Raw genomic sequence first — 13,023 nt, 5'->3', positions numbered from 1 at the left:
TACTTTATGAAGACGTTTAGCCACTTCCTATCGAATCCAGTGGATTTATTTTCAAAATCCTCTAGCAATATTTTTTGAAAATGTCCCCTTGACTTTTCATAGTTGGTCTTTAATGCGGAATAAACTAAAAATTTTTATTTTACTTAGTTAAGTAATCAAACAATAAAAATGTTTATTAAGAATATTCTGTAATAAAAATTATTTTATCAATATTTTACTTTTTTGTAAACATATGAAAAAACTTTCTATCAGAATGCGCTTACATTATAATTATAGAATATATCTATTTATTTTTTTTGTAAATATATTCTATAATTTTATATTTTTTTACTTTTACAAAGCAGACATGCTATAATTTATTTGATTAATCTGTTAAATCATTCTAAATTCATCTCGAAATATCATACATGGAGGTATCTATAATGAAAAATGGAACTTTTGCTATTGGAGATACTGTTACAGTTAGATCTCCTTTATTTTCAGCTAATGTAAATGTTATTGGAGAAAAAAAATATAGTTATGCTGATATATTGGATCTTTTTTCAAATCCAATAATCCGAGAAGCTATACTCACAACCAACTTAGCCTTTTATAATATTATAAAAAATAATAAAGGTAACAAGGAACAAATAATCAACACATTTAGTAATTATTTACAAAGAATGTCTATAAGAGCTACCCCTTTAGCCTTGCTATCAAGTGTCTCTTTACAAAATATAAATAACCTCCATAAACTAGAAACAAATGATTTATCTCAGCTAAAAAAGCATACTAGAATTGATATGGATTGGTTATTTGAATTTACAAAACACTTAGAAGACAATTGGGATATACTTTTATTTCTGGATGTAAAAATAAATAACACAATCTTCAAAACATCTAATTATGTAAATAATATATATTTGAGTTATTACGGAAAAAAATATGAAGATATAAAAAAAAATGGAAGTACTACACTTTCATTAAAAAACACCCAGATTCTAGAATATATAATTGATTCTTGTAAGACTTTTACAAATTTTAATAAATTATTTAAAGATCTAAAAGAAATTTCTATCGGTGTGGTGGAACCTCCTGTCATTTTTTCGTTTTTACGAAAACTTATAAATGATGAAATACTTATTACTAATCTGCGTCCTTGCATAGGATCAAATTCAATATTTGAAGATATAATTGATGTATTAAAAGCTATTCCTACCGCTGAGCTATATTACAAAAAACTTCTTTACATTCAAAAATTACTTAACGAGTATGATAATTCGATTATAGGTGAGGGGGAAGAAATATACCTAAAGATTGTAAATACCCTTAAAAAAATAGTTGAATCAAAAAATTATTTACAAGTTGATACAACATTTTCGCCCAAAAATACTGAGGCCATAAAAATAGAATTAAATGACTTAAATTCACTGGCACATTTCCTTTATAAAACTAATATTAAAGACATAGAATCCGTATCACTAAAAGAATATAAGAATAAATTCGTTGAAAAATATGGAACTGAATGTGAAATACCTTTACTAGAACTAATTGATAAAAATAGAGGATTAGGTTACCCTGAATCATATGACATATATGATAAAAATAACCCACAATATAATAACTTAAAACAATATGTTACCGATAAAATAATAAACTGTTATCTTAATGAAAATAATGAAATTTCCCTTATAGACGAAGAGATTGAACAATTAAACCTCAATCAAAATGAATCTAATATTCTAAATTTCGAGCTTAATTTTATGATTAATAATGATTTCAATAAAAATACAAACTATGCCTTCTCGCTAATGCCCAATATTGGATCTATGAGAGCTAATAAAATGGCAGGTCGATTTTTAAACTATTTTAACAGCACCGATAAAGATAATTTAAAATTAATGATAGATGAAGAGAAAAATTTTTTCGATTCTCAAAATTCGCTATTAACTGAATTAACCTATTTTCCCGAAAAAAGCAGAATAGCTAATATATCTCAGACAAATTCTTTTTTAGATTATGAACTTCCTATTGCAACTACATCAAATAAAAACCCAAGCAGTACCATAGAATTAAATGATATTGTTGTTGGCTTATCCTTGGAATCTAAATTTTATTTAAAATCATCAAAATTAAATAAACAGATTATTTGCACTAACTCTCATATGATGAATCCAAATATATGTCATAGCCTATATCAATTTTTATATAAGATTAATCCTTTACCAAAATCATTTACCTTGTTACAAGTGATTTCAGAAATTAAAAATTCACAAATTTATACTCCTAGAATAACCTATAAATCTATTATATTATCACCTAAAACTTGGAATATACCATCTAACTATTTAATAGACAGTGATATCCATGCTTTGCACTCTTCTATATTAAAAATTAAAAAGGATTATAAAATTCCTAATCAAGTCTATTTATTAATAGGTGATAATAGGATATTAATAAACATCAACAATTTTCATGAAATGCACAAAATAAAAAAGCATTTAAAAAAATATTCAAGTGTTTCCTTAACTGAAATAGAACCATTCCTTTTAAATTCAAAAAAAAATCTAAAAATACATGAAATAGTTATTCCCTTTTCACGTGAAGATAAAGAAAATATAAAACTACCTAAAATATCTATCCAAACTAACAAGAGCTATATAGCTAAAAAATATAATCCTTTAGGAAAATGGAGTTATATAAAACTGTATACTTCCGAATATAAACAAAACGAGCTACTAATAAAATACATCAACCCTTTTATCGAGAGATTACAAAAAGAGGGAATAATAGAAAAATTTTTCTTCATAAAATATCTAGATCCTAATCCACATATAAGATTAAGAATTTTATGGTCAAAATCATCTCCAAATCGCTTTGATTTATTGAATGATTTTCTGGAGTTTCTACAAAATAAGGAAATTATCTTCTCCACTGATATATGTTCTTATACTCCTGAAGTAATTCGGTATGGTGGGCCAAATGCCATAGAGGCAGCAGAAACTTATTTCTACCATGATAGTAAATTTATCTCTCAAATTCTAGATGTAACTAAGTTGCAACCTGAACTCGATTTATCTATAATCAGCGTTATAACTTTGCATCACTTTTTAAGTTGCTTTAACTTCACCCTTTCTGAACAAAACAAATTACTTTCTAACAATACTTCACATAAACTGTTCAGAAAAGACTATAGAAACTCTCGAAAATTATTGATGCATTTATCTAACGATAACAATAATTGGATGAATTTAAGAGAAAATAAAAAATACTGTTTTTTATACGAACTCCTTATTCAAAGAGAAGAAGGAATAATTAATTATCGAAAAACTTTAGATTTATTAATAAATAACGGTACTCTTTCCAACAACCTTGAAAACATTGTATTTAGCTGTATCCATATGTATTGCAATAGACTATATGGTACCAATCGAGAAAGTGAACAGAAAGTAGTGACATTAACAAGTCACACAATTAACGATCTCTCTCACTTTAAATCTAATGTTTCATTAGTATAAAACAATTAGATTCAATTTGAAATAATTGCTTTATCTCCCCTTTCAAGTTTGAATTCAAAATCGTGTATTAACCATTCCATTAAAGTATTAATGAGCTATCTATAACAGTAAAATAATTTGTTATGGATAGCTCATTAACAAATCATTCATCAAAAGATGTTCTTTCTAATATTTGATGTAATTATAAATTTCGTTTTACCCTTCGTATAGATAAGCACTCTCTCAAAAAGGTTTATTTTAAAATAAAAATCAATTAAAAGTATAAAAAAATTTTTTAAGACTAAAAACAAGATATCAAGATGCTTTTATATTAAAATCCTCAATTTTTAACTTTAGCCTCATTTATCGCTTCATTATTCTTAATTTATAAACCTTATTTTAAAATTTATTATTAATTTTTCTACCATTTCAATTTATTATTCAACTATATATATTTAAGGATGTTAAATAAAGAATACACAAAAAACCTAAAAATTCCGACAAAAATAAAACTTCTTCACTTAAGTCTAAATAACCATAAATTCACAAATCCAAGCAAACTCTACTAAATTACATAGAATAGAATAACACAATTCGAAAGGGGATTCCTATGCCAAAACATAGAAAACAAAGCAAAATAAAGATTTATAGAATAACAAGCTATAAAAAAGACAAACGTTCTGAATTAGACTCTAACAAATTTGAACTAGAACAGCAGGAGGTAGAAAATAAGCAAGACAAGCAGGGCAAACAAGACAAGTAAGATAATCAAGTACAATCGGAAAATGTAGTCATAGTACCCACAGATTCACACAACTTAGATATATGGGATGAAATTTCTCTAAAGGAAATACAAGCTGGTGAACATACGAGTTTATTTGCAGAACAAAGTAATTATCAAAATATTGCTTTGTTGCAAGTTAGCGATATCCGTTTATATTTGGACAAGCAACTACAATTCAGTTCCGTCGATGAGCAAATTTATCATGAAGCACTCGTTCATCCGATTATGTCAAAAGTAATCGATCCAAAACGTGTTCTCATATTAGGTGGTGGCGATGGTCTTGCCTTACGAGAAGTTTTGAAATATGAAACTGTGCTACATGTAGACCTTGTTGATTTAGACGAGGCGATGATTACTATGGCACGTAATGTTCCAGAAATAGTATCTTTAAACAAAAATGCTTTTTTTGATAATCGAGTGAACGTGCACGTATGCGATGCAAAAGAATTTCTAAATTCACCTTCATCTTTATACGATGTAATCATTATTGATTTTCCAGACCCAGCGACAGAGTTGTTAAGTACTTTATATACAAGCGAACTATTTGCTCGTATAGCTACATTCTTAACAAAAGATGGTGCTTTCGTCTGTCAATCTAATTCACCTGCTGATGCACCTCTAGTATATTGGAGTATCGGTAATACAATTGAACACGCTGGATTAACTGTGAAGAGTTATCATACGATATTTCCTTCTTTCGGAACTGACTGGGGATTTCATCTTGCTACTAATTCTGCCTATGTACTCAATGAAATTGAGCAATTATATGTAGTACCAACTCCTCGAACATTGCCTTCTCTTCTTGCTCCTTTATTTCAATTTAAAGAAGAACATTTAGATCACCGTAACAATGCCGTTTTAAATTTAGAAGCGGACCTTACCCTACATCAATGCTACAAACAGGAAATGAAGTTTTGACGATATTATAGTAAGGAGTGCTACCCTATGGAATATTCTACTTTTGGCAAGCATATAATAATAGATTTGTGGGGAGTGGACTTTTCCCTATTAGATGATATGCACTTTTTAGAATACCATCTAGTTACAGCTGCAGATTACTCTCGTGCCCATGTTTTAAACGTAAGTAAAAAAGAGTTCCAGCCATATGGTGTTACTGTATTAGTGTTATTATCAGAAAGCCATCTTTCCATTCACACTTACCCGGAACAAAATTTTGCAGCTATTGACTGTTATACTTGCGTTACAACCGTTGAACCACAAATAGCGATTGATTATATCGTAAATATATTAAAACCGGAACGGATGCATATAAAAAGATTAATTCGTGGTATAGGAGAAATTGTTACTGCCGATTAATTATAACTCTTACTCATCCGAAAAAAGGAGGATTGTAAATACCATCAGTGGGATGAACATTCCACTGATGGTACAGGCACATACATAAAGTGAACCTTTAATTAGTGGGGTTTTACTGCCCGTTAATTCGAGATAAAAAAACCTTGCATAAGCAAGGTTCATTCATCCACCGACATCTTCCTATATAACTCTACAAACTCACTCGCTAATTCTTTCACCGTAATTGCATTCATTAAATGGTCTTGCGCGTGTACCATTAAAAGAGTAACTTCGGTCTTTTCGCCACCAGCCTCTTTCTGGATAAGCTCCGTTTGTACGCGGTGCGCCTCCTTTAATTCCTCTAGTGCTTCTTGTAATTTAGCTTCAGCTTCTGTAAACTCCCCACGCTTCGCACAATCAATTGCTTCCATTGAACAACTTCTCGCGTTTCCCCCATGCAAGATTAAATGAAAAGCTTTCGTCTCTATCGTATCCATTGTAGTTCTTTACTCCCCCTTTTCTTCCGCCAGTTTTTGTTTATCCCATATTTTTAAGAACGGTAAATAAATGAAGAATGCTAGCGCAAAGTTAACAAGTTGCAAAATAACACCTGAAATTTTCCCGCCCGATCCTAAATATCCACTAAAAAGAATAGGTGTCGTCCAAGGTACAGCGGCCCCACTCGGACGTGCAACCCATCCCCATTCCATTGCAAAGTAAGAAACAATTGTTAGCACGACTGGAACTAATATAAATGGAATTAGTAAAAGTGGGTTCATCACAATCGGCATACCAAAAGTTACCATCTCATTAATATTAAATATACCAGGTGCAATTGACAATCTCCCTAAACTTTTTAATTGTTGACTTCGTGCAAATAGTAACATTCCGACAACTAGAGCAAGCGTTGCACCAGAACCGCCCATATAAATCCATAAGTCAAAAAACTGTGCCGTAATCGTATTTGGTACATCTTGCCCAGCTTGAAAAGCAACTCGGTTTTGATCCATTAACGACAACCAAACGGGGCTCATTACACCACCAACAATAGTAGCACCATGAATTCCACAAGACCAAAGAACATGAACGAGAATAACTGCTATTATCGCGCCCCAAAGACTAGCACCAAGTACACTAAGCGGTTCCTGTAAAATTTGTCCTACAATATTATGGATACTGCCAAAAGAAGTATTTTCTATAATTAAGCGTAAAATCCAAATAACTGTTACAACAATAAATCCTGGAACAAGTGCTGCAAATGAACGCGTGACAGCTGGTGGAACTGTCTCTGGCATCTTTATAATTATCTTTTTTTGTACAATAAACCGATAAAGTTCAGTAGATATAAGTGCAATAATCATTGCTACAAATAACCCTTGGCTTCCCATTAATGCAGCTGGGATAGCGCCTTCTACAAGTACACTTTCTTTTGTACTTGGTATAATATATGCAACTTGAAATGGAGTCGCAAGTAAAAACGTCACAAGCGACAATGCCCCGGATGCTAAAGCATCTACTTTATAATACTCTCCAAGTCTGTAAGCGATTCCAAAAACAGCTATTAAAGCCATTATATTAAAAGTTGCACTAACTGGATACCCTAAAGCTCGCTGCCAATTCTCCCCAAACAAACCTGCCATAAAATCATTATATCCCGGTATCGGCAGTGCACTAATAATGAGGAAAAACGATCCAATAATTAAGAAAGGCATCGTTAAAATAATTCCATCTCGAATTGCTTGTAAATGCCTCTGCTCTGCAACCTTCCCTGCTACCGGCATCACATACTTCTCTAAAAACCGTATCATCTATCCCACTCTCCTCATGGTTTCATTAACAAAGCTGCTTGCAAGATAGCTTCTCCATTACAAAGTCCGTAATGAACAGATTGAATGACATCAACAGGTATCCCTTTATCCTTACATAGTTCTTTCATTTTCGGTAATAAATAACGTACTTGCGGTCCAAGTAAAAGGACATCAGCTTTATCAATATGACTATTCACTTCAGAACCTGATACTGCCCAGATTGTTACTTCTATCCCTCTTGCCTCTGCTGCTTTCTCCATCTTTGTAACAATCAAACTGGAAGACATTCCCGCTGCACAGCAAAGTAAAATATTCATCCCGCTTCCCTCCCCCTTTTTCTCTACCTAAGTTATGGTGCATCCCTCGCCACCACTAGGTTACAAATATATATGTCTAGATTTCCTGCTGTATGCCGAGCTTAAAAACAAAAATTTCTTCGTTTTCACGCTATTCCATTTATCCGTATTCTCCTAGTAAAGAGGACGCTAACTCGCTATAATAATTCAGTATGATTTTTTTAATTGATAGGAGGATATATTTATGAAGGCATATCGCTTTCCACTTATTTTGTTATCTTCTATCCTAATTGGTGGTTTCATTGGTTATTTCATGGGTGCCGATGCAGTTGCTTTAAAGCCGCTTGGTGACATTTTCTTAAACTTAATGTTTACGATTGTTGTACCTCTAGTGTTCTTTAGCATCGCATCGTCTATTGCTAATATGGATGGATTAAAACGTTTCGGTAAAATTATGTCTAGTATGGCTGGGACTTTCTTATTTACAAGTATTTTGGCTGCTATTTTTATGATTATTGTCGTGAAAGTATTCCCGCCAGCACAAGGTGTTGTACTAGAACTAACACAACCTGACAAAGCCGGCAAAGCTGTTAGTGTTGCAGATCAAATCGTCGGTATTTTAACAGTATCTGACTTCTCGAAGTTACTATCTCGTGAAAATATGTTAGCTCTTATTTTCTTCTCTATCTTAATGGGGATTGCAACTTCAGCAGTTGGCGAAAAAGGAAAGCCATTTGCTACATTCCTACAAGCTGGTGCAGAGATTTCAATGAAGGTTGTATCTTTCATTATGTACTACGCTCCAATCGGACTTGCTGCTTACTTCGCAGCATTAGTTGGCGAATTCGGACCACAACTTCTTGGAACTTACTTCCGAGCAGCAATGGTATACTATCCTGCTTCTCTCATTTATTTCTTTGTATTCTTCACATTCTATGCATACCTTGCAGGTCGCAAACAAGGTGTACAAGTATTTTGGAAGAACATGGTCTCTCCTACAGTTACATCACTTGCAACTTGTAGTAGTGCCGCAAGTATTCCAGCAAACTTAGAAGCAACAAAGAAAATGGGTATTTCTTCAGACGTTCGTGAAACAGTTGTCCTTCTTGGTTCTACTCTTCATAAAGATGGCTCTGTTTTAGGCGGCGTATTAAAAATTGCTTTCTTATTCGGTATTTTCAACATGGAATTCGAAGGACCGAAAACATTAGCAATCGCACTTGTTGTTTCTCTATTAGTAGGAACAGTAATGGGCGCTATTCCAGGCGGCGGTATGATTGGTGAAATGTTAATCGTTTCTTTATATGGCTTCCCGCCAGAAGCATTGCCAATTATCGCAGCAATCAGTACAATCATTGATCCTCCTGCAACGATGTTAAACGTAACAGCAGATAACGCTTGTGCCGTAATGACAGCTCGCCTTGTAGAAGGTAAGAACTGGATCAAAAACAAATTTGCTTAATAAATAGAAAGAGGATGCTCCAAACGAGCATCCTCTTTCTTTGTTGTTAATCCATTCCGCCACAAATTTGTTAAAACCTTCACAAATATTCCACACCTCTTATCCATTCTCCGTACTATAATCATGTATGGAAAAGGAGATGGACACAATGACACAAAGCGCACCAGAATTTAAAGTTTTGCAAAGCATTGCATTTCTCGCTGTCGTTTTGCAAAGTTCTTTATTATATACAATGAATCAAGGAAATGTCTTACTTGAGCAATCCCTCATTATGGGCATGCTATTTAATCTTGCAAAATTCTCAGCACCAGCATTCATATTTATCGTTGGATTTCACTTAATTCGTCACTATACAAAGCAATTAGTATATAAAGAATATATTTCCGAAAAAGCGATACACTTACTCATTCCTTATTTCTTTTGGTCTATTCTTTACTTATTAACAACAAATGATCTTATTACGTTACAAAGTGGAATAAAAAGTTTATTACTCGGAACAGCCGCTCCCCATCTTTGGTACGTTATTATGATGTTCCAAATTCACTTATTGTTCCCTTTACTATGCACACTTTTTTATTGGTTTCAAAAACGAACAGAAAATAAAAAAGACATATATAAATATATGACCTTTTTCGCTTGCCTATATTTTCTATTAATGTGGTTCTCTTCTCACTATATTTTTAATGGAGAAAAATTAACAAGTTCAACAATTTTACATTATACAGATCGATCATTTCTATTCTACTCATTCTATTTCGTTATGGGCGGCATTGCCGCTGTAGCACTAAAAACTTGGCGTCTATTCGTCATGAAACATATCCCTCTTATAACAATATTATTTTTCATCTTATTTTTATTCATCAATTATGAGTTGTTTAGTTTTTACGGAGCAAACTCTATTCATTTAACTGTTTCTACCTATTTAAAACCATCTATGTTTTTATATATCGTATGCGAAATTATCATACTGTATGTGTTATCTATTATGATAGTACAGCGTCGTGGTTTCTTATATAAAACGTTACGTTTCATTGGTAATTACACGTATGGTGCTTATTTAGCTCATTTATTCTTCTTGCAACTATGCACAAAACTTCTTTCCTTATTCACACTGCAAGAAAATACTATATTATATAGCCTATTACTATTTGTGTTAACGGCCATTATCTCTATTTCAACAATGGTCATTTGTAGCACAATACCATTTCATACTTGGATTACAGGGCCTTCTCCTACAACAAAGATGAAATGGACGAAGGTTGTATTACGAAAAAATCATAAAAAACTATTCAAGCCATATATTTGATATAATAATACGCATATAAAAAGAAAGCGAGAGACACCTATGATTAATCAAGTTGGACAAATTATGCTATATGTAAATAACCAAGACGAAACAGTACAATTTTGGACAGAAAAAGTAGGGTTCCAAATCATTGCGGAAGAAAATAACGGAAACGGATTCCGCTGGATTGAAATTGCACCGGCGAAAGAAGCAGGAACAAGCATCGTCCTTCACGATAAAGCGTTAATCGCGAAGATGCAACCTGAACTAAACCTAAATACGCCTTCACTTATGTTCTTCTCAAATGACTTAGACCGTCTATATAAAGATCTTTCTGAGAAAAATGTCACAGTTGGACAGGTTGTAGATTTACCTACTGGTAGAGCATTCAACTTTGCTGATAATGAAAATAATTACTTTGCAGTAATGGAACGCAAATAAAAAATAAGCTATCCGAAAAAATCGGATAGCTTATTTCATTTTAAGAAACTTGTTCTGCATTCGTTTCTCTATGCTGTATATGACTCGTGATCCAAGCAATTCCACCGGCAACAACGAGATAACATAACAATATTAAAATTTGCATTTGTAATTGCGACCAATCTCCTAAAGAAATAACATCTTGTAATCCTCTAAGAGAATGAGACATTGGGAGAAACTGTCCAATTTTGCTAAGAACAGCTATGTTTAATTCTCCTGGGAAAGTACCTCCGCTCGTCGCTAATTGCAGGACAAGAAGCGTTACCGCTAAGAACTTTCCAACAAGACCAAATACTGTTACTAGCATAAGAATAAATGTCATAAACGTAAAGGAAATAACAATACTTGATAAAACAAAGAGTGGCACACTTGCGACTTCTAATTTCATAACACCTAGCACAACTACATCTACGAGTAGCGCTTGAATGAGTCCAATTAAATATACCAATCCTAGTTTATTGATAAAATGTACCGTTCCGCTTACCTTCATGTTTTGTCTGCGGCCAAGAGGTAAAATATTCGATGCCATAATTCCGCCAACATAAAATGCAAGTGATAAGAAATATGGTGCAATGCCTGAACCGTAGTTAGGAACGTCAGAAACTGTTGACTTCACTAACTGAACTGGCTCTGAGAACATCGTATTGCGTGCATCATCATTACGAACATCCGCTATCTTCTCTGCGCCCTCTCCTAATTTCGTAGAAAGTTCTTTCGCACCATCATCAAGTTTAACAAGTCCATTTGTTAATTTACTAGCACCGTTATTCAGCTCCGTTCCACCACTCGCAAGCTGATTTACACCTTCTTGCAGGGATGTAAAGCCATTTCCCCACTTCATAAATCCATCAGCCAAATTCGATGCACCATCTGCTATCTTTTTCGTTCCAGCAGTAGCTTCATTTAACTTAAATCCGAATGTATTCATGCCTTCTTCAATCTTATGTTGACCATCAGTAAGCTTCTTCGCACCTTGTGTCAATTGTTGTTGGCTATTATTTAAAGTACTTGTTGCTTTAGCTAGTCCATTAGACGTAGCAACAATTTTTTGAAAAGCTGGATCTTGCTGCACTTCTGGATGATTTTTCACGTACTCTTCTAATTGTTGTTTTACACTATTTGCCGCATTGTCCGCTTTCGCTTGCCCTTCAGCAAGTTTTTCATTTCCATTCACCCATTCATTTGTACCAGCACTTAATTCACTAATTCCTGATTGTAACGTTTTTTCACCTTGTGCTAATAACTCCATACCACTATGAAGTGATGTCGCTCCTTGACTCAGCTCATTTGCTCCCCCGGTTAAAGCAGATTGACTGGATGCAAGCTTTTCAGTTCCTTCTTTCAATTTCGATGTCCCATCACTTAAACGATCAATACCATTCGCAAGCTGACTTGCTCCATTTTTTGCATCGGTCGTTCCTTCATGTAACTTCTCAGCACCATTACTTGCATCACTCAACCCTTGTGCCAAATCTTGAAACTTTGAAAAAACACCTTCTGTATATGATTTCGTAATACTGTTTGAGATTTTTGTTTTCATATTTTCAACAGCTGTCGTTCCAATTTGAGCCGCTACAAAGTTTTTACCTGGATTTACTTTGTACTGCAACTTTGCTGGCTCTGGTTTCTCATTCATAAGTGTACTTACCTTTTTAGAGAAATCTTCCGGAATCGTAACAACCATATAATATTTATCTTCTTTTAACCCTTCATCCGCATTTTTTTCTGATACGAAATGAAAAGCCAATTCCTTATTCTCTTTTAAATTTTTAACAAAATCGTCTCCTGCATGAATTGTTTTTTCATCCATCGCAGCGCCCTTATCTAAATTCACAATCGCAACAGGTAATTTATCTAATTTTCCGTACGGATCCCAATATCCAGCTAAAAAGAATCCTGAATAAATTAACGGAACGATTAATAAAAAAATTAAAGCGATACGTCCATGTTTATGGTGCCACATCGCTTTCCAATCTTTAAATATAAGTTTAATTCCCTTCATGAAACATACTCCTCTTCTAATTTAACACCCTTCGAATGGTTTAACAGATTTACTATACACGTCACTTTACATACTGTATAATACATCTTTAATTATTAATTCATTCCTTTTGGTCTATAGAAAGGAGACTCGAA

9 protein-coding genes and 1 pseudogene are annotated in these 13,023 nt (G+C 33.2%); 6 read left to right on the top strand and 4 right to left on the bottom strand.

What is annotated here, in order from left to right; genetic code table 11:
* The first annotated feature begins 422 nt into the window (after positions 1–422).
* The 3 genes and pseudogenes from ACS2CR_RS22555 to speD all read left to right on the top strand — a co-directional run bounded on the left by ACS2CR_RS22555 (position 423) and on the right by speD (position 5,577).
* Positions 423–3,497 (top strand): lantibiotic dehydratase, encoded by a 3,075-nt coding sequence (locus ACS2CR_RS22555; RefSeq protein WP_000788472.1) that lies wholly within the window; start codon positions 423–425, stop codon positions 3,495–3,497.
* Between the two features lie 589 nt (positions 3,498–4,086).
* A pseudogene (locus tag ACS2CR_RS22550) lies at positions 4,087–5,178 on the top strand (polyamine aminopropyltransferase).
* A 27-nt stretch (positions 5,179–5,205) separates the two neighbouring features.
* Positions 5,206–5,577 (top strand): adenosylmethionine decarboxylase, encoded by a 372-nt coding sequence (gene speD / locus ACS2CR_RS22545; RefSeq protein ID WP_053513796.1) that lies wholly within the window; start codon positions 5,206–5,208, stop codon positions 5,575–5,577.
* Between the two features lie 158 nt (positions 5,578–5,735).
* Here the strand turns inward: speD and ACS2CR_RS22540 are convergent, their stop codons facing one another.
* From ACS2CR_RS22540 to ACS2CR_RS22530, 3 genes are read right to left on the bottom strand one after another with little or no spacing between them, the layout of a single operon-like run.
* The gene (locus ACS2CR_RS22540; protein WP_000379645.1) at positions 5,736–6,053 is read right to left on the bottom strand and encodes a PTS lactose/cellobiose transporter subunit IIA; all 318 of its coding nucleotides are present in this window, start codon (positions 6,051–6,053) and stop codon (positions 5,736–5,738) included.
* Between the two features lie 9 nt (positions 6,054–6,062).
* Positions 6,063–7,364 carry a PTS cellobiose transporter subunit IIC gene (gene celB, locus ACS2CR_RS22535; protein ID WP_000617782.1) on the bottom strand — a complete coding sequence of 434 codons (1,302 nt, stop codon included), beginning with the start codon at positions 7,362–7,364 and terminating at the stop codon, positions 6,063–6,065.
* A gap of 14 nt (positions 7,365–7,378) precedes the next feature.
* Complete coding sequence (locus ACS2CR_RS22530) at positions 7,379–7,681, bottom strand: PTS sugar transporter subunit IIB (RefSeq protein ID WP_001023554.1); 303 nt, start codon at positions 7,679–7,681, stop codon at positions 7,379–7,381.
* A gap of 223 nt (positions 7,682–7,904) precedes the next feature.
* Here ACS2CR_RS22530 and ACS2CR_RS22525 point away from each other — a divergent pair, with 223 nt between their 5' ends.
* The 3 genes from ACS2CR_RS22525 (at position 7,905) to ACS2CR_RS22515 (ending at position 10,848) form a co-directional block, all read left to right on the top strand.
* Entirely contained in the window at positions 7,905–9,122 is a 1,218-nt protein-coding gene (locus ACS2CR_RS22525; RefSeq protein ID WP_000649376.1) for a dicarboxylate/amino acid:cation symporter, read from the top strand.
* Between the two features lie 148 nt (positions 9,123–9,270).
* Positions 9,271–10,428 carry an acyltransferase gene (locus ACS2CR_RS22520; RefSeq protein WP_000194318.1) on the top strand — a complete coding sequence of 386 codons (1,158 nt, stop codon included), beginning with the start codon at positions 9,271–9,273 and terminating at the stop codon, positions 10,426–10,428.
* Positions 10,429–10,467: 39 nt separating this feature from the next.
* Complete coding sequence (locus tag ACS2CR_RS22515) at positions 10,468–10,848, top strand: VOC family protein (protein WP_000610162.1); 381 nt, start codon at positions 10,468–10,470, stop codon at positions 10,846–10,848.
* 40 nt (positions 10,849–10,888) lie between these two features.
* On the opposite strand, the gene ACS2CR_RS22510 is transcribed toward ACS2CR_RS22515, so the two are convergent.
* On the bottom strand, positions 10,889–12,889 hold the full coding sequence (locus tag ACS2CR_RS22510) for a YhgE/Pip domain-containing protein (protein WP_053513794.1): 2,001 nt from the start codon (positions 12,887–12,889) through the stop codon (positions 10,889–10,891).
* Positions 12,890–13,023 lie beyond the last annotated feature (134 nt).

Source organism: Bacillus cereus group sp. BceL291 (assembly GCF_051776705.1).
GTDB lineage: Bacteria > Bacillota > Bacilli > Bacillales > Bacillaceae_G > Bacillus_A > Bacillus_A cereus.
This window is presented reverse-complemented; position numbering and strand designations above follow the sequence as displayed.